The following is a 16686-nucleotide window of genomic DNA, read 5'->3' as shown; positions in this document are numbered from 1 at the left end:
CCGGGGTTTAGATCACACGCGTCACATTTTCATTCCCGAATGGTCGGGCATTTTCTTCATCATCATGCTTCCGCCGCCGCCGGGCGCCTGCGCGCCGACGCCCTGGACGTCGAGCGCGACGGCGACCTTACCGGCCTTCTCGAATTCGAGCGTCACCGCCACCTTCTCGCCCTCCTTGAAGGGGCCCTTGAGCTCTTGGAGCATCAGATGATAGCCGCCCGGGGCGAGCTTCACGGTCTTGCCCGGCCCGATAACGAGCCCCTTGTCGAGCGGGCGCATCTTCATCACGCCATTGTCCATCGTCATTTCGTGGACCTCGGCCTTGCCCGCGATCTCGGCGGTCACTTTGACGAGCTTGTCGGGCGCCGTGCCCTTGTTCTCGATGGTCAGGAAACCGCCGGCGACTTTCGCGCCGCTCGGGGTCGCCCGGCTCCAGCCCTGGGTGATGACGAGATCGCCCGCCTTGACGTCCTCGGCGCGGACCGGCACCGCGATCACGACCGCCGAGAGCACTGCGAGCGCGAAAATGCGTGAGAGTGTGTTCATGTTGATTGCCTTTCTTGTCGCCATTGAGGGGGTACCACCCGTCAGAACGTGTACTTGCCGGCGAGAACGAAAGTTCGTCCCGGGAATGGATGGAACAGGAAGTATTGCGCGTTGAAGAGATTATCGATGCCGAAGTCGAACGCGAAATTCTTCGTCGCGTTGTAGTGGATCTTCAAGTCCACAACAAAAAAGTTATCGAAGGCGCCGTAGACGTGCGGGATGATATCCGAGTTGTCCAGCGTCGAATACTGCTTGCCGCTGTAGCGCGCCGCAACCGTATAGGCCCAACTGTCGTTCGGCCGATAGGTCACGCCGAACTTGGCGCGCCAGTCAGGCACGAAAGGTACGCGCTTGCCGACGACACTGGTCGGTCCCTTCCAGTTCGGATCGGAGATGATTCTGGAATCGACGTAAGTGACGCTGCCGAAGACTTGCAGGCCGTTCACCACCACATTGTCCTTGTTAGCCGACAGTTCGACGCCCTGCATGCGAACGGCCGCGACGTTGCTGACCGCCGTCTGCACCGACTGCGCCCCTCTCGCGTCGGTCACCGTAGTCGATTGCGAAATCAGCGCATTGTTGGTCCGCTCGCCGAACACAGTGAGCCGCACCCGCCCATCGGCCCAGCGCCGCTCGAGATTGAGCTCGCCGGTGAAGTCCTGCTCTGGTGACAGCAGCGGATTGGCGAGATAGGTGACGCCGCCCACGCTGATGTTCTGGTAGAGCTCGGTCACCGTCGGATAGCGGTAGGCTTCACCGAAATTCGCAGTAACATTCCAGTCCTTGTTGGGATCGAACGACAACGACGCCTTCGGCGAGAAATTCGTCGAGGACAGGCCCGGCTGCCACGTCGGCACTGCCGACGTGACGACACCGGCGCTGGTCGTCGTGGTGTTGAGATTGAAACCCTCGACCGCCTGCCAGCTCTCCAGCCGTCCACCGAGCGTCAGCTTGACGATCGGAGTGATCTTCCAGGCATCCTGTACCCAGAGAGCTTCGGTGCGCGTCTCGCCGACACCGGTCGAATACAGCTGGCCGTTGCCCGCTGAGGGCGCATTGAACCAGACGGTCGAGGCATAAACGGGGTTCTCGAGCCGGTAGCGGTCGCCGTGCGCGCCGAAGCTGATCTCGTGCGGACCATCGATTCCGAACGGACGCCAGATGCCCTTAGCTTCGGCGTTCTGCCAGTTGGTGCCGTCCATCCGCGTCGCCTTGCCGTTCAACGAATAGCCAAGGCCCGGCGACGGCACCACAGTAAAGGGATTGATGAGGGTATCCTGGAGATAATTGTAGCTCGACGCGGCAAGGTCGAAATCGAATACGCCCTTGGTATCGCTTTTGAGCGAGACGGCGTTGCTCATATGGAGCTGATCCCAGGTGTACTTGCTGCTCGCAAAGCTGCTGATGCTGCCGAACGTCGGCAAGTCCGTTGCGGTCGATCTGAGATAGGTCTGCGGATCGGAGGTTTGGTGATTGTTCCAGATGCCGAGCGAATACGTCGCCTGCACCAGTGGCGTGATGTCGTAGGCGAGCCGCAGATTGCCGGAAGTCTGCTGCGAATGCGCCAGCGTGCCGGTGCCAACGACGTTGGCAACGCCACCGGTCTTGTTGAGTGCGGCAAAACCACCGGTCGTGCCGGCCGGGAACGAGGCGTTGGTCGTATATGTCAGCGGCTGCTGGTAGCTATCGAGATAGTTCGCGCTGACAAGCCAGGACAGCTTGCCATCGCGATTGCCTGCGGCGGCGCTGGTCTGGCTGGTTAAATAGGTGTCTTTGGTGCCGTATTGATTCCACGGCATCACCGAGACGGTTTCCTTGGCCACCGCAAACGGCTTTTCCGGCATCTTCGAGGTGATCAGCAGAACACCGCCGATGGAATTGCCGGGATAGGCGGCCGCGAACGGACCGTTGAGGAAATCGACCCGCCCGATCGCCTCGGGAGAGATCAAGTTCCATTTCGGCGAGGCGCCGGAGTTGTTGTTGCCGATCAGCGCCGAGATCAGGAGGTCATCGTAATAGATCAGCGTCCGCGCACTCGAGTTCAGGCCCCAGCTTCGCGTCGCGAGCACTGCCTGATTGTCACCGTCATTGCGCTTCCGCACGAACAGGCTCGGCATGTATTTGACGGCGTCCTCGGGGTCCTTGAGGTTGATGGTCTCGTCGACCTGCTTTGCCGTGATGCTGAAGGACCGCTGCGGCAGTTGATAGCGGGTTACCGCCGCCGGCTGATCCAGCGACGCCCGGACGCCGCCCGCGCCCTGGTCAGCCGCGACCGAGGTCGGTCGCTCGACCGCAGGCTTTGCCAAATTTCTCCTGGCGCCAGCGGTTTGCACCGCCGGCTTGCGCGGCTTGGGTTTTACCGCCGCGGGTGCATCGACGGTCACCGCGGGCAGCTCCTTTGGGCTGCTCTGGGCGAAAACGTCACTCGACGAGGCGAGCAGCGCAGCCTGAATGGCAACGACACTCACGCCGCAGCGGGCATGACGAGGTAACATCTCGGGATTCCTGACGCCGGCTTTCTCTTCCGGCCATTCGACAGCATCAATCGCCAACGGATCAACCGCGGCGATCACGAGGGGTCGTCAGGAAAAGTGGGGAGGTCCCCGCGCCTGGGCGCTTGAGCCCTTATGGGCAGCGACAGCGGACGCATCCGCCTCGTGCCACACCACGCGCTCGGCGTGGCGGAAGGGGACGGAGAGCACCGCGTGCGGCGGCGAATCGAACGATGCGTTAGCCTGCGCCAGACAGCACAGCGCGCAGGCGCCGGCATGCGCGGTCGGCGCGTTCTGGTCGTTCGGAGTACCCTGCTCGCTGACGCTGTGGCAGATAACGCCGGTGCCAAGCGGATCGGCAACGGCCTGGCCGGCCGCCCAACAGGCGGCAATCGGCGCCAGCACCTGCATCACCAAAGCGAGCAGGACAACCGGTAGGAATTTTTGCAGCCGAGCGCGCATCCGCCGAACCATTCGTTCGCTTACTAACTAAACACCGCCGGCCGCGGAGTCGAGATCGCTTTTTCGATTCGATTGACCGAGATCAAGCTCATGTGCTGTCGCTTTCAGTTTACGAGGTGTATCGCGGGGTGCATCGTGCCAAGGATCCCGACAATGGTGAGAACGGCAAGACCGAGAGCAAGCTCGATGGCGCTGTTGCACGCGAGCCGACGCAACGCGCCATTGCCGGACGGGGCAAGCCGCGGCACCAACACCAACCGGTTGATCAGGGCAATTATCAGCATAAGCGCGAACAGGCCAAGCTTGAGCAGCAACAGCCGTCCATACTCAGTGACGATAAGCGCATGCACCGAGCCGACCAGGATGAAGGAGTTGATGAGGCCCGTGAGCAGGAGCGCTACCACGCTGACCATGCCCATGATCGAAAATCGCCCCACAACGTCGCGGACCGGCGAGATCGCCTTGCTTCGATAGGCCGCATCCAGGAACAGGATCAACGATGCCAGGCCGCCGATCCAGGCTGCTGCCGCCATCAGGTGCAGCGCATCCGCAGTGAGATGCACGTAGCCTGCCTCGCCGAGGGTCGAGCCGGCATGGCCGCTCCAGGCGAGGCTTGCCGCAAATCCGAGTGCGGCCGCAAATCCAAGCCATTGCGCGATCGCCACGCGATCATAGACGAGGCAGGTTGCCAGACAGATCGCAAAGCCGGCTCGAACAGTTGTCAGCTGCCCGAACTGCGTTTCGTGGATCACTGTCGACAGCACGTCCGCGGACAACGCATCGTGGAGCGGCATCCCGCTCATCGAGGCGGCCTGAAGCAACAGCCAGATCGCGCCTGAGATTACGGCAACGCCAAGGCCGAGGCAGGAGACGCGCAGGGTCGGCGTCCCGAACGAAGCAGCCGCGGTCGCTTCCGTGCGCAAGGCCGGCACAGCGATGACGACCCGAAAGATGACATCCCCGACCGTGATCGCGGTCGCAGCGAAGTGTACGGCGCGCGTCGCCACCATCGGCGCGTCCGGTGCTGACCAGTCCATCGGCGATCAAGTCCTCAAGGACCGACCTGGAAGGTGAAGCTCCCATCGGTCGTATGGGTATCCACGGACAGCACGCGCCAGTTCACGTGGTAGGTACCGGCGCCGCCTGATTTCAGCGAGACCGACACCTGGTTGCCGCTGACGCGCGCCTTGCCGGCATCCACGCGCTGCCCGGAGGGACCTGTGACGGTTACCGAGCTGAACGCTGTCTCCAGTTTCTGGGTAAACCAGAGCGTCACCTCGCGCGGAGCACTCGCGACCCTGTTGCCGACGCGCGGCTCCGCATGGTCGAGAAAGGCGTGGGCGCTCGCTTTGCCGGACATCGGCGGAGCCAAGAAGAGGACCAGCAACGGTATGATCCAATTTGGGGATGCACGTCGCATGATCAATTCCTTGCAAAGGGATTGGCGGACTGGACCGGACCGCCGAAGATCGGCCTGCCGATCCCGCGCGGATCGATATCGTCGAGATAGAGGTGCAACTGGCCGATCACACCGACATGACTCCCGCTTTGCCGATTGATCGGAATCAGCGCCTCGACCCCTACCTGAAAGGTGCTCCCGACCCAAATGACTCCTGGGTTGATAGTGCCCGTCGTCATCGTACCCGACGTCAGGGTATTCGCCACCGGCGTCTGCAATGTCGCTTCAACCAGCGGGATCAGATGATCAATGAAGTCCGGCAGCCCAAGATCGATCACCGCGGATTTCAGATAGGGCATGCTGTACTGGATAGTCCCACCCCAGTTGAGCACCCGCGGATGGAATTCGGTATCGGCTATTACATCCCCAGTGTCGGGGTCGATGCCGAAGGTCGTAGTCGAGTTCCTGCCCGGTATCGAATAGCCAACCTGGCCGGTGATCGCGACCGGCCGAAGCCATGACAAGGTGTCGGGTAGATCGCCAAGACCTTTGCCGAAATAAATGGTTGGCGTGTAGGTATTGAACGGATCTGCTCCGACGCTGTCCGCGCCCGTACCACCCCATTCAACGTTCAGCCCCACCGACATGACGAATTCATGCGCGGGATCCCTGAAGATGCGGTACTTGAACGTGGTTTCGAGATTTTGAAATCCGTGTGCGCCGGTGCTCGTCGGACCACCGGGTGGGCTGAGCACGCTATAGGTTGTACCGACCGAGATCGCAAAGGCCTCGGTGATCCGTTTGGAAAACTCTGCCGAGAAGTCGCGCTGCCGGAACGGGGGATCGTCACCCGTCTTGATGCTCGATACCGTGGGTAGCGATAGTTCGTCGTTTACGCCTGGATCGTCGATACCTAGCGTGGCCGGAAAGAAGCGGTTGCCGACGATTTCGTGGGCACTTCCACTCAGCGGAGTGAGCGCGACAGCAAGACCCGACAGGGCTACGCCGGCGTGACGGATAAACATGAAACTCTCCACGGGCGTTGAGGTGTGAAGGCATTGGCGGCCGGCAGGCCGCAAGACTTCAGATCAACTGAGGTGGCGCGCGCGCCCGGGCATTGGAGCCGCCGTGGAGCACGACGATGGCCGCATCCGCCTCATGCCAAACCACGCGCTCGGCGTGGCGGAAGGGGACGGAGAGCACCGCGTGCGGCGGCGAATCGAACGATGCGTTAGCCTGGGCCAGACAGCACAGCGCGCAGGCGCCGGCATGCGCGGTCGGCGCGTTCTGGTCGTTCGGAGTACCCTGCTCGCTGACGCTGTGGCAGATAACGCCGGTGCCAAGCGGATCGGCAACGGCCTGGCCGGCCGCCCAACAGGCGGCAATCGGCGCCAGCACCTGCATCACCAAAGCGAGCAGGACAACCGGTAGGAATTTTTGCAGCCGAGCGCGCATCCGCCGAACCATTCATTCGTCCGCTAACTAAACACCACCCCCGCTCTGAGTCGAGGTCACTTCGGCCGCCTTGTTGGGGTGGCGCAGATCTCTCGAAAAATGTGCTCGGACGGCCTCGCTCCGAGGCCACGTCCGGCATTTGAGGCAGCCGCGCCGGCCTGTCCGTCCACAGAATTCTTATGTTTGTCATATACTTATGGGGTCAAATAACCCGATCATTTCGTCAACTGCTCGAATTTTGAACAATCGTTGCCGAAAATGATGACAAGTGAGAAAAGTTGATCTAGCATCCCTCTTGCTCAGGCTAGCCGCGAGGTCAAAGTCTGGTGGTCCAAGTCTCGGGAGGAGCCCCTGGCGCGCAAAATGCAGCGTCGCCCCGCCAATCAAGATCAAATCTTAGAATCGGGGATAATAGGGTCGACACAATTTTTGAGCGGGGCTAGGGCCCCGCTCTTTTTTTGCCTTGAGCGGCCGACACGCCGATGAACGCGTCATCCAATCGAACAGAGCTTTGAGATCGCGGCATCGCGCGGCCCGGATCTCACGCCGCTGGTCTATCAACGTCTGCTCCGCGAGCATCCCGAGACTGGGGCGAAATCCGCGCGATAGCGGATTGGGTGGCGTGAGCTCTTCGATTGTGAGAGACTTTCCAACATCGGTCGCGCAATCAATGACGCGCCGACAAAAATATATGGGAGCGAGCGATGTCCGGGACGAAAGATTTCTCGACGACGAGGCGCGATCTTCTTCAGGCGGCTGCGACCGCCGGCGCCGCAACTGCGATCCTCGGCAGCATGGGCATAAATCCAGCATTGGCAGCCGAAGTCGGACGATCCGAGAAGCCGCTGAAGGCGGCATTCTCCAACGCCGGCCTTCAGGCGACGTGGTGCGCACAGGGCAAGCAGGCCGCGGAATTCTGGGGCAAGCTGTTCAACGTCGAGGTCACCTGGTTCGATGGCCAGCTCGACGCCGTGAAACAGCGCGCGGCGATCGACAACATGGCCTCGCAGAAATGGGACTTCGTCGCAATCCAGGCCTTCGGCATCGGCACCCTCACCCAGCCGGTGCAGAAGATGATCGACGCCGGCACGCCGGTGATCGACATGGACACGCTGATTGCGCCGCTCGACCAGATCAACGTCCATTCCTTCCTCGCCCCCGACAACGAGTTCATGGGCGCCTCGGTGACGCAGGCGCTATGCAACGCGATGGGCGGCAAGGGCAAGATCATCATGACCCAAGGCGCGCTCGGACATACAGGCGCACAAGGCCGCGCCAAGGGGTTCAACAACGTCGTCAAGCAATTCCCTGGCATCGAGGTGCTCGACACCCAGCCGGCCGACTGGGACGTCTCCAAGACCGCGCGGCTCTGGGAAACCTATCTGACCAAATACCCGCAGATAGACGCGGCGTTCTTCCACAATGACGACATGGCGCTCGCTGCCGCCAACATCATGAAGGCGCACAACCGCACCAACATCCTGATCGGCGGCGTCGACGCCATGCCGCCGGCGATCCAGGCGGTGAGCGAGGGCCGCATGTTCGCGACCGTCCGCAATCCGTCCTGCCGCATCCATGGCGGCGCGATCATCGCCGGTGTCGCGGCAGTCGCCGGTGGCGAGAAGAGCGGCCAGGGCATCCCCAAGAACGTCGTCACCGACGGTCCGGTCGTGACCAAGGCCAATGCCGCCGGCATGCAGTGGATGCAGGATCACTTCCTGATCTGAAATCCTCCAAGATCTGATCTTGCATGCCTGAGGGTCAACAGCCCATCCTGGAACTCCAGGGCATCACGAAGAGCTTCGGCGGCGTCGAAGCGCTTCGTGGTGTCGACTTCGCGCTTCTTCCCGGCGAGATTCACGGTCTCGTCGGCGAGAACGGCGCGGGAAAAAGCACGCTGATGAAGATCATCGCCGGCGTGCACACCGAGTTCTCGGGCCGCGTCCTGATCGACGGCCAGGCGACCCACTTCCGCTCGGCGCGCGATGCGCACGCGGCCGGCATCGCCATGGTGCATCAGGAGCTCTCCGTCGCGCCCGATCTCACCGTCGCGGAGAACGTCTTCCTCGGCAACCAGCCGACCAACCGCCTTGGCCTGGTGCAATGGCGGCGCATGGCGCGCGAGGCCGGCGAACAGCTTGCTCGATTCGGCATCGACGTCGATCCGATGTCGCGGCTTGGCGACCTGCCGATCGGGCTGCAGCAGCTGATCGAGATCGCCCGCGTGCTGTTCTCCGGTGCCCGCATCGTCATCCTGGACGAGCCGACCTCCGCCCTCTCTCCACCCGAGGTCGAGCGACTGTTCGTAACGCTCAAGCGGCTGCGGGAGCAAGGCACGGCCATCGTCTTCATCTCGCATTTCATCGAGGACATCCTTCGCGTGTCCGACACAGTGACCGTGTTCCGCAACGGGCGGAAGGTCGCCGAGACCGCGAGCGCCGCGACCTCCAAGGGCGCGCTGATCGAGGCCATGATCGGCCGCGGTGGCGAAGCGCTCGAGCACAGCTATACTGACGATTTGATGCTGCCGCGGCCGAGCGACAGCTCGGTCGTGCTGAAGGTCGACAAGCTGTCGCTGGCGCGCAGCCTTCAGGACGTCTCGTTCGAGGCGCGCGCCGGCGAAGTGCTCGGCATCTACGGCTTCATGGGCTGCGGGCAGCAGGAATTGTCCCGCATCCTGTTCGGCAAGCTGAAGCCGGACGCCGGCACCCTCGCCGTCGACGGCACGCCGAAGCGATTTACCAGCACGGCGGCGGCGCGGCGCGCCGGCGTGGCGCTGGTGCCCGAAAGCCGGCGCGCCATGCTGTTTCACCAGGAGCCGGTCTACAAGAACATCTCGATCAGCATTCTGGACCGCATCTCGTCGCTGCTGCTCAAGCCGGCGCAGGAGCGCGACATCGCGAAGCACCAGATTGATCAATTGCAGATCAGGCCGCCGGTGGTCGGCCTCGATCTCGGCATGCTCTCGGGCGGCAACCAGCAGAAGGTCGCGCTGGCAAAATGGCTGACCTATCCGCCCAAGCTGCTGGTGCTGTGCGAGCCGACCCGCGGCATGGATGTCGGCGCCAAGAACGACGTCATCAACATCGTCCGCGACCTCCGCGCCATGGGGCTCGCGATCATCGTGCTGTCGACCGAGCCGGAGACGGTGCTGTCGCTGGCCGACCGCATCCTCGTGCTCAAGCGCGGCGCCGTGGTGCGGGAATTCAGGAACGAGCCGGTCAGCAAGGACCGCCTGCTGGAAGCGGCGTGACGGAGAAGCACCATGGTGAGCAGTGAGACGGCTCCAGCGACGGGACAGCGCGCACGAGGCCTTGTGCCCTTCCTGCGCTCGCAGATGCGCAACATCGCGCCGTTCCTGACGCTGATCTTCCTGTCCGGCTTCTTCGCGCTTGCCAGCCCCTCCTTTGCGACCATCGACAATCTCGGCAACATCCTGACGCAGGTGTCGGTCACCGGCATCATCGCCGTCGGTCTCACCTTCGTGATCCTCTGCGCCGAGATCGATCTGTCGATCGCCGGCATCGCCAACGTCACCGGCATCGCAGTCGCCTACTTCACGCTGCAGGAATCCTACGTCAACATTCCAAACATCCCCCTTCCCGGCGCCGCCGCGATTCTGCTCGCGATCCTGCTCTGCGCGGCGCTTGGTCTCGTCAACGCGCTGGGGCTGACCGTGATCGGCATCCCCTCCTTCATCATGACGCTCGCCATGATGCAGATCGCGGCCGGCATCTCGGCGCTGCTGGTGCGCGGCCAGATCGCCTACAAGGTGCCGGACCTGATCACGACGCTCGGGTCAGGCGCGATCGGCGGCATCCCCTGGATCGTGATCGTCGCGGCCATCATGCTGCTCGGCGGCCATCTGGTGCTGACCTACACGCGCTTTGGCCGCTACATCTACATGGTCGGGGGCAATCGCGAGGCGGCCGAATATTCCGGCCTCAACGTCAAGCTCATCCTCGGCGCGGTCATGGTGATCTCCGCGGTCTGCTCCGGCATCGGCGGCATGCTCGGCGTCGCCCATTTCGGCAGCGCGCAGCAGAACGAGTTCGACACCTATTTGCTCGATTCCATCGCCGCCGTCGTGGTCGGCGGCACCAGCCTGTTCGGCGGCCGCGGCGGCATCGGCAACACCATCGTTGGGCTTTTCGTCCTCGGTGTTCTCAATAACGGCCTCGACCACGTCAACATCGACAGCTTCCTGAAGATCCTGATCCGGGGCGTGATCCTGCTGGCGGCGCTGATCATCAACGTCTATGCGCAGCGCCTACGAGAAAAAGCGGCGGACTAGACCGCCCCAAAACAAAGCCGCAAAAACAACCCCATGCACAGTAGAAATTTCTGGGGAATTTGGCGCGGAGCGGTTTGAGTGCCTGCCGCGACGGCGTTTGACACGTCGGGCAAAACAGGAGCACGATGTCATCATCGCGGTGTGTGCCGATGGGCTCAGGACCGTGCCCCGACCACCGTCATTGCGAGCGGAGCGAAGCAATCCAGACTGCCGCCGCGGAAAGATTCTGGATTGCTTCGCTGCGCTCGCAATGACGATGTGGAGACAGGAGAGCCATTTAGTCCGACGACAGCCGCGAGAAGCGGAAATTGCAATGGCTCGCGCCGCCCGCTAGCGTTTGTGCTCTTTCCAGGCGAATGCCTCGCGCTGCGTAGGCGACGAAATCGAGCCCGCAGATGTTCGGCAGGATTTCCTTGTCGCCATGGCGCGCCGCGAGTTTGCAGAAGCCGCAAGCCTTGTAGTTGATACCGAATTCAAAGGTGTCTTCCGGACCCGGCTCGACGAAGTCGTAGACGAAATCTTCCGGAAAATCCTTTTGATGGCTCTCAGTCGCGCTTGTTGCCGCCTGCTCGCGCAGCAGAGCCTGGTTCTCCGGCGACATGAATTGACGCCCCGAGGCGAGACGTTCCGCTTCTGACACGGCGAGCAATTGCGCTTTGTAGGTCTCCCGCTCGATCTCGCCGATCACGGGCACCGGCACGCCGTGCCGTCGCAGGACCCGACTAATGGCCATAAAACCCATCAGACGCATGAAGAAATCGCTCATGCGGCTTGCCGCACCGCCGACATAGGGCATCTGGGTGAGCACGATCTCGAATTCGTCCATCACCTCTCGTCTGATCCCGTCGATCCCGGTGAGATGCGCGCGTTCGCGCAACATCGCATCGGCAAGGTCGAGTCGATGGCGCATGGCGGCCTCCATGGCGTCGCGATGCGTCCCGTAGAAGGGATGGATGTTCTCAGCCATTGGACACCTGATAGGATTAGCTCATTGCACGATCAGCAAACTCGGCTTCAGTCGGCGGCGATCGCCTCGATCTCCAGCAGCCATTTGCTGTCGACGGTCTCGACGATCACGACCGTCAGCGCGGGCTGGTGTTCCCCGAGCACCCTGCCGCGAATGGTGCGGTTGGTCACGACCTGATCGCGATCGGTCAGGAACGTGGTGACCTTGACCAGGTGCTCGACGCCAAGGCCGGCGGCGGCGAGCACCTCGATAATGTTGCGCCAGGCCTGCTCGCATTGCGCCTCGAAACCCTCGGGCACGGTGCCGTCGAATTGCTCAGGGACCTGGCCGCTGATGAACAGCAGGCGGCGGTGCTGCTTCAATTCAAGTCCCATGCTGTAGCCGCCGGCAGGAGCATGGACCGATGCGGGATTGTGGCTGACGATGTGAGCTGGGGGCATGGGCTTTTCTCCTGATGGCGGGTCGACCGTATCCGGCGGCATCGGCGTCGCGCAAAGCATCATTCCTGCAGCTCAGCGCAAGAAAATCTATTGCAAGGTCACGGCCCGTCGGTGTCAAACTGGTGCGCGATGACCTACACCCTTCCACCCCTCAACGCGCTTCGCGCTTTTGAGGCCGCCGCCCGGCATCTCAGCTTCAAGCTTGCCGCGCACGAGCTGCACGTGACACCCGCCGCCGTGGGGCAGCAGGTGAAAGCGCTGGAGGCCCGTCTCGGCGTGCAACTGTTCGATCGGCTGCATAAGCAGCTCATCCTCACCGCGGCCGGTCAGGCCTATCTGCCCGGGGTCTCTGAAGGCTTTCGCCACATCGCGGAGGCGACCTTGCAATTGAAACCGGCAGGCGCGGCGCTGCTGCAATTGGGAGTCCATGGCAGCTTCGACCTGCGCCGCCTCGAATTGGCGAGGTTTCGCAGCGCGCATGCGGAGATCGGCTTGCGGGTGCTGCACCCGGCCGGCCTGCACGAATTGGTCGAGGGCAAGGTCGATCTGCTGATCGCCCGCGGTCTCGGCCACCATCCGGGCTATCGCTGCGAGCGGGTCGATGAGGGATCGGGCTTGGGCGATTGGCTGGTTGCGCCTGAAGGCACCGCGGATTGCCCTGAGATCGTCAGTTTTCGCGAATGGTTGCGCGCCCTGCCGGTTGCGAATCCGCTCGCAAACCGGCGCCCTCGTCTTGTCGGCGGCGCCGGAAGTTGAGAAGCACGAACCCTCGATCCGATATCTCCACGTCCGCTCTCAAAACTCAAGCTTGTCACGTATGGCTGCGATCCCGGCTCTCGCGCAGGCTTCATCCGCATCGCCGCCCGGCGCTCCGGACACGCCGACCGCTCCGACCAGAGCGCCGCCTGCCTCGACGATCAGTCCTCCTCCTATGATGACCACCCCGGGAAGACTCCGAATGCCCGACTGCATCATGCCCGGCTGGCTGACCGCATTCAGCTCTGTCGTGCTGGTCTTGAACGACGCAGCTGTCCAGGCCTTGCCGGATGCCGTTGACAGCGTATGGGCGCCTGCAAAGCGATCACGCAACATCACTTGCGTCACGCCGAAGCGATCGACAACGGCGACGGCAACCTGGTAACCATGATCACGGCAGCTGCCCAACGCAGCGGTCGCGAGATCGAGCGCCAGCTCCGGAGTGAGTGACTTATAGGCGACCAACGCATCTTCCGCCCGCATTGGGCAGATCGACGCGATCAGCAGGGCCGTCGCGACCGATAAACATCTGACATTCATGGTGGTCTCCGGCAAGGTGGACGAACCTCTATTTGATCTCACCATATGTCAGATCGTCGAACAGGGTCACGCTATCCGCCTTGGTCCAGAGGCCGATCATGCCGGCATCCACGATGGTGGCGTCCTCCACTTCGAATATTGGCTTTCCGTCATAGCTCACCTTGAATCGACCTCCAGCGAAATCGCAACGCAGCACGTGCCATTGCCCTGATGTCACGGGTGCGCTGACGCCGTATCCGCCCTTGCGGCCGACGATCCCCAGCGATGTCCGAATGCCCTTGATCGTCTTGTAGAGCACGACATTGTCCTCCAGCGCGTTGGCCCGGACGACGTAGTAATTGTCGGCATCCCTCGCCCGCCAGATGATGCCCGCGGCGCGATCTTCCGACCCGGAGACGGCCTTGAATTTGACCTCAACGAAGCCGTTGCGGATGGCAGTGTCGCGTCTGATCGCCACCGGAAATGTCGCTCGTCCGGATTGCTTGAGAACGTTCGGCTTGCTTGGCGCGGAGGGTTCGGCCTCGACGGTCCATTTCGGCTCTCCCTTGCCGGTCATCGTCAAGGTCCATCCCTCGGGCGGCATTCCGACAGGAGCATTGTCAAAATTCAGGGTCTCGGCCACGGCGTTTCCTCCCACTGAAAAAATCAGCACAGTCGCCACGAGCCTCGCGCGTAAAGAAGATCGCGACGGAAAGCCTGCGATGGTGCACATCATCAATCGTCCTGCCATAGAGATTCGGGCCATCGAAGTCGTTTGCGACATGCCGCCGCTCCAGTTATCACCCATCGGAGAGCACCAGCACGCCGCCGTGGCTCGGCGAGATCACGTAGAGCCGATCCGGTCCCACCAGAGCGGTCGTATGCGCGCCGGCGCCCGTCACAGTAGTGATGCGATCGCCCGACCGAGGATCGATCGTCTCGATGACGCCTGGGTTCCCAATCGCCACATGCACGCGACCGGTCGCCGGATTGAAGAATGTCACGTCAGGCGGCCCGGCAATCGGCCAGACGTTGGTAACCTTCCCGGATGTGCTATCGATCTCCACGAGATCACCGTCGTCGCAGGCAGCGTAAAGGCGGTTGCGCACGTGATCGATATCGAGACCGTGCGCGCCGCCCGACGGCAACGGCCAATGAACGATGTCGTCGAGATCAGGCAGCCGCGCCGACAGGATCATCGACGGTTCGCGGATGCAGAGAAACACGCGCTCGCCATTGGCGTCAGTAACGCACCAGCGCGGCCTGCCCGGGAGTTCAATGCTGCGCTGCGTCATCTGCTTCAAATCAATGAGCTGAAGCGTCGGTCCTTGATTTGCGTCGCCGATGCAGGCGGCAATGCCAATCTGCCTGTTTTTGATAATGACCGCGCCGTTCGGACGCTGCCCCGACGGGAACACGCCCTTGATCTCGTATGTTGCAGCGTCCATCCACGTGATCGTCGCCGCGCCACGGTTGGTCGTGAGTATCTCCCCGTCGTCGGCGACCGCGCCGGCTACGGCCGGAAAACCAGGGAGAGTTGCGATATGCTTCTGCGCATCGTGATCGATCACCTCAATGCAGCCATGTGCCGTATGCGCGATGAAAACGCGACGGGTCTTCGGATCGAAGGCGGCGTGATCGAAATCGCTGTCCTGTCCGTTGGGGATGGCGATCGTGCCAACAGTCTTCAGCGGCATGGTGTCCTCATCAATCAGCGAAGGGAAGGAAGCGTCGATGCGATCAGCGACACTCCCGCGAACAGCAGCAGCGCAAGCACCGTCTTGCGGAAGGTCTCGTCGTCAATCTTTCCGAACAGCCGGAAGCCAGACCACAGGCCGACGACCATGAAAGGGACGCCCAATGCGTACAGCTTCGCCGTGTCTTTCGTGATGGTTCCGGCGGCGATTTGAGAGAGCGAGATCACGACGAAGGCCACGAACAACACCGGCTGGAACACGGCCCGTTGCACATCCTTGGGCCAGCCCCGCCATTGGCAGGAGATCGTGGAGATCACGCCGCCCAGCCCCGTCAAACCGCCAAGCAGACCATTCGAAATGCCGATGGCGATGTCGGCTCGGGTGCCGATCTTGATCGGAGCGAACACCGGTCGTGCGAGGCCGTATATCGAGTAGACCATCAATAACACACCGACGCCGAGCCGAAGGTAAGCCGGGTTGAGATACGAGAGAATCCCAACTCCAATCGGAATCCCGATAACGGTCCCGAGCGCGAGGGGCCACGCCCTGCGCAAATCCAGCGACTTGCGCAGCTTGAAGATGCCGTAGCCCTGTGTGAGCAGGCCGTAGCCGGCGATCAGAGAAGCAGTCTGCATCGGCGAGATGATGTGCAACCAGACACCGGACACGACCAGCCCCATCGCGAAGCCCGAAAAGCCGCTGACGAAGCCGCCCACAAGGGCGGCAAGAGCAAAAACAACAAAGACAAGCCCATCCATTAGGTCGTGCTCCCCTAGCGAGGTGCGAGCACTTGGATGGACCTCCATCTTATTGGGACGACGACGACAGACTGCCCCGTCGTCAAGCGCGAGCCCCAGTCCCGAACGTCGAGGTGAGAGCGTCTTGTCGCGCCAGGTATCAAGCGCGGATCTGCCGCGAAGTCCGCGTCGATACGCACATCGATCAGCGTCGGCGAAGTGGCCGTGCCGATCAGTCGGGATAATTTGTCGGGTGAGATAGAGGCGTATGATGTTGACATGCTGCGCCCTTGGTGACCAGGACGCGATTCTTGGGCATGTCGCCTCGCGGGGAGATCGCAATTCCCCGTGGCGCGAATAAATGCCCTGATGGCCGGACTGTCAACCCGCCTGCGTTGAAAGCTGCAAAGAAGTCATCGGGGGGAACGCGGGGGGAACCCGTCACCGCCGTCCGCCCCGCCGGCGCATCGTCAAGCCGTTCGATCGGGGCGTGGGTCGCGCCCAAGGCGGCGAGGTACCACGGCGCATAGGCTTGTCGCTCCGGTGGACCGCATGGCCGAGATCCCGGCCTCGAGCAAGAGGAGACGGCGCTTGCTTGGCACAACGACTTCCATCACGGCGCTCCTGTGGATGCGCGGGGCCGTGGCGGCGCCGGGACCTGTCAGTCAGCGCCAGGCCGGTTCGTTCTTCTGCTCATAGTCCTTGAAGGCCTTCTCGAGACCACCCAAAACCTCGGCGGACGTCTCGAACATCGCCTTCAACTGTGGCTCGTCGACCTTCTGGATGTCTTCGCGCAAATGGTTCCGGATATCCCGGAGGGCCTTCTGCATCTTCTGAGTATGGTGTCGCGGATCGCGGCCTGCCGCACTTGCCATAACCAGTCTCCTCGCTGCTCATATGGCTCCGCCGGACTCGAAAAAGC

18 protein-coding genes are annotated in these 16686 nt (G+C 62.3%); 4 read left to right on the top strand and 14 right to left on the bottom strand.

All coding sequences use genetic code 11. The features are described 5' to 3' along the window. Window positions 1-21 precede the first annotated feature (21 nt). The 7 genes from FXB38_RS25355 to FXB38_RS25325 form a co-directional block, all read right to left on the bottom strand. The gene (locus FXB38_RS25355) at window positions 22-546 is read right to left on the bottom strand and encodes a copper chaperone PCu(A)C (protein ID WP_148753664.1); all 525 of its coding nucleotides are present in this window, start codon (window positions 544-546) and stop codon (window positions 22-24) included. A gap of 41 nt (window positions 547-587) precedes the next feature. Beyond that, window positions 588-3041 carry a TonB-dependent receptor gene (locus FXB38_RS25350; RefSeq protein WP_187435132.1) on the bottom strand — a complete coding sequence of 818 codons (2454 nt, stop codon included), beginning with the start codon at window positions 3039-3041 and terminating at the stop codon, window positions 588-590. An 87-nt stretch (window positions 3042-3128) separates the two neighbouring features. Then, window positions 3129-3500, bottom strand: coding sequence for a DUF2946 family protein (locus FXB38_RS25345; protein ID WP_187435131.1), 372 nt, complete (start codon window positions 3498-3500; stop codon window positions 3129-3131). A gap of 104 nt (window positions 3501-3604) precedes the next feature. Next, window positions 3605-4537, bottom strand: a complete 933-nt coding sequence (copD, locus tag FXB38_RS25340; protein ID WP_148753662.1) for a copper homeostasis membrane protein CopD — start codon at window positions 4535-4537, stop codon at window positions 3605-3607. 14 nt (window positions 4538-4551) lie between these two features. Then, the gene (locus FXB38_RS25335) at window positions 4552-4860 is read right to left on the bottom strand and encodes a copper resistance CopC family protein (protein WP_246230115.1); all 309 of its coding nucleotides are present in this window, start codon (window positions 4858-4860) and stop codon (window positions 4552-4554) included. A 62-nt stretch (window positions 4861-4922) separates the two neighbouring features. Beyond that, on the bottom strand, window positions 4923-5924 hold the full coding sequence (locus FXB38_RS25330; RefSeq protein ID WP_148753660.1) for a hypothetical protein: 1002 nt from the start codon (window positions 5922-5924) through the stop codon (window positions 4923-4925). 58 nt (window positions 5925-5982) lie between these two features. Beyond that, entirely contained in the window at window positions 5983-6366 is a 384-nt protein-coding gene (locus FXB38_RS25325; protein WP_148753659.1) for a DUF2946 family protein, read from the bottom strand. A gap of 692 nt (window positions 6367-7058) precedes the next feature. On the opposite strand from FXB38_RS25325, the gene FXB38_RS25315 reads away from it, so the two are divergent. Genes FXB38_RS25315 through FXB38_RS25305 form a run of 3 tightly spaced genes read left to right on the top strand, consistent with a single transcriptional unit; the run spans window position 7059 to window position 10648 of the window. Then, the gene (locus tag FXB38_RS25315) at window positions 7059-8081 is read left to right on the top strand and encodes a sugar ABC transporter substrate-binding protein (RefSeq protein ID WP_148753658.1); all 1023 of its coding nucleotides are present in this window, start codon (window positions 7059-7061) and stop codon (window positions 8079-8081) included. Window positions 8082-8104: 23 nt separating this feature from the next. After that, window positions 8105-9607, top strand: coding sequence for a sugar ABC transporter ATP-binding protein (locus tag FXB38_RS25310; RefSeq protein ID WP_148753657.1), 1503 nt, complete (start codon window positions 8105-8107; stop codon window positions 9605-9607). Window positions 9608-9619: 12 nt separating this feature from the next. Then, entirely contained in the window at window positions 9620-10648 is a 1029-nt protein-coding gene (locus FXB38_RS25305) for an ABC transporter permease (RefSeq protein WP_148753656.1), read from the top strand. A gap of 277 nt (window positions 10649-10925) precedes the next feature. Here the strand turns inward: FXB38_RS25305 and FXB38_RS25300 are convergent, their stop codons facing one another. After that, entirely contained in the window at window positions 10926-11615 is a 690-nt protein-coding gene (locus FXB38_RS25300) for an L-2-amino-thiazoline-4-carboxylic acid hydrolase (protein WP_148753655.1), read from the bottom strand. A gap of 47 nt (window positions 11616-11662) precedes the next feature. Next, window positions 11663-12055, bottom strand: a complete 393-nt coding sequence (locus FXB38_RS25295) for a RidA family protein (RefSeq protein ID WP_148753654.1) — start codon at window positions 12053-12055, stop codon at window positions 11663-11665. A 129-nt stretch (window positions 12056-12184) separates the two neighbouring features. On the opposite strand from FXB38_RS25295, the gene FXB38_RS25290 reads away from it, so the two are divergent. After that, complete coding sequence (locus FXB38_RS25290) at window positions 12185-12811, top strand: LysR family transcriptional regulator (RefSeq protein ID WP_148753653.1); 627 nt, start codon at window positions 12185-12187, stop codon at window positions 12809-12811. Between the two features lie 39 nt (window positions 12812-12850). Here the strand turns inward: FXB38_RS25290 and FXB38_RS25285 are convergent, their stop codons facing one another. From FXB38_RS25285 to FXB38_RS25260, 5 genes are all read right to left on the bottom strand, one after another. After that, window positions 12851-13351, bottom strand: a complete 501-nt coding sequence (locus FXB38_RS25285; RefSeq protein WP_148753844.1) for a GlcG/HbpS family heme-binding protein — start codon at window positions 13349-13351, stop codon at window positions 12851-12853. A gap of 28 nt (window positions 13352-13379) precedes the next feature. Then, entirely contained in the window at window positions 13380-13973 is a 594-nt protein-coding gene (locus tag FXB38_RS25280; RefSeq protein ID WP_246230113.1) for a hypothetical protein, read from the bottom strand. 157 nt (window positions 13974-14130) lie between these two features. Next, window positions 14131-15027 (bottom strand): YncE family protein, encoded by an 897-nt coding sequence (locus tag FXB38_RS25275; RefSeq protein ID WP_148753652.1) that lies wholly within the window; start codon window positions 15025-15027, stop codon window positions 14131-14133. Window positions 15028-15041: 14 nt separating this feature from the next. Continuing rightward, on the bottom strand, window positions 15042-15785 hold the full coding sequence (locus FXB38_RS25270) for a sulfite exporter TauE/SafE family protein (RefSeq protein ID WP_148753651.1): 744 nt from the start codon (window positions 15783-15785) through the stop codon (window positions 15042-15044). A 644-nt stretch (window positions 15786-16429) separates the two neighbouring features. Further along, window positions 16430-16639 carry a hypothetical protein gene (locus FXB38_RS25260; protein WP_148753650.1) on the bottom strand — a complete coding sequence of 70 codons (210 nt, stop codon included), beginning with the start codon at window positions 16637-16639 and terminating at the stop codon, window positions 16430-16432. Window positions 16640-16686 lie beyond the last annotated feature (47 nt).

The organism is Bradyrhizobium cytisi (genome assembly GCF_008123515.1).
In the GTDB taxonomy this organism is placed as follows: Bacteria; Pseudomonadota; Alphaproteobacteria; order Rhizobiales; family Xanthobacteraceae; genus Bradyrhizobium; species Bradyrhizobium cytisi.
The sequence above is the reverse complement of the archived record's forward strand: the minus strand, read 5'-3'. Positions and strand labels throughout refer to the sequence as shown.

Excerpts from the sequence above, each read along its gene's own strand:
- FXB38_RS25355 (WP_148753664.1), bottom strand. The coding sequence starts at position 546 with ATGAACACACTCTCACGCATTTTCGCGCTCGCAGTGCTCTCGGCGGTC.
- FXB38_RS25350 (WP_187435132.1), bottom strand. The coding sequence starts at position 3,041 with ATGTTACCTCGTCATGCCCGCTGCGGCGTGAGTGTCGTTGCCATTCAG.
- FXB38_RS25345 (WP_187435131.1), bottom strand. The coding sequence starts at position 3,500 with ATGCGCGCTCGGCTGCAAAAATTCCTACCGGTTGTCCTGCTCGCTTTG.
- copD (WP_148753662.1), bottom strand. The coding sequence starts at position 4,537 with ATGGACTGGTCAGCACCGGACGCGCCGATGGTGGCGACGCGCGCCGTA.
- FXB38_RS25335 (WP_246230115.1), bottom strand. The coding sequence starts at position 4,860 with ATGTCCGGCAAAGCGAGCGCCCACGCCTTTCTCGACCATGCGGAGCCG.
- FXB38_RS25330 (WP_148753660.1), bottom strand. The coding sequence starts at position 5,924 with ATGTTTATCCGTCACGCCGGCGTAGCCCTGTCGGGTCTTGCTGTCGCG.
- FXB38_RS25325 (WP_148753659.1), bottom strand. The coding sequence starts at position 6,366 with ATGGTTCGGCGGATGCGCGCTCGGCTGCAAAAATTCCTACCGGTTGTC.
- FXB38_RS25315 (WP_148753658.1), top strand. The coding sequence starts at position 7,059 with ATGTCCGGGACGAAAGATTTCTCGACGACGAGGCGCGATCTTCTTCAG.
- FXB38_RS25310 (WP_148753657.1), top strand. The coding sequence starts at position 8,105 with ATGCCTGAGGGTCAACAGCCCATCCTGGAACTCCAGGGCATCACGAAG.
- FXB38_RS25305 (WP_148753656.1), top strand. The coding sequence starts at position 9,620 with ATGGTGAGCAGTGAGACGGCTCCAGCGACGGGACAGCGCGCACGAGGC.
- FXB38_RS25300 (WP_148753655.1), bottom strand. The coding sequence starts at position 11,615 with ATGGCTGAGAACATCCATCCCTTCTACGGGACGCATCGCGACGCCATG.
- FXB38_RS25295 (WP_148753654.1), bottom strand. The coding sequence starts at position 12,055 with ATGCCCCCAGCTCACATCGTCAGCCACAATCCCGCATCGGTCCATGCT.
- FXB38_RS25290 (WP_148753653.1), top strand. The coding sequence starts at position 12,185 with ATGACCTACACCCTTCCACCCCTCAACGCGCTTCGCGCTTTTGAGGCC.
- FXB38_RS25285 (WP_148753844.1), bottom strand. The coding sequence starts at position 13,351 with ATGAATGTCAGATGTTTATCGGTCGCGACGGCCCTGCTGATCGCGTCG.
- FXB38_RS25275 (WP_148753652.1), bottom strand. The coding sequence starts at position 15,027 with ATGCCGCTGAAGACTGTTGGCACGATCGCCATCCCCAACGGACAGGAC.
- FXB38_RS25270 (WP_148753651.1), bottom strand. The coding sequence starts at position 15,785 with ATGGATGGGCTTGTCTTTGTTGTTTTTGCTCTTGCCGCCCTTGTGGGC.
- FXB38_RS25260 (WP_148753650.1), bottom strand. The coding sequence starts at position 16,639 with ATGGCAAGTGCGGCAGGCCGCGATCCGCGACACCATACTCAGAAGATG.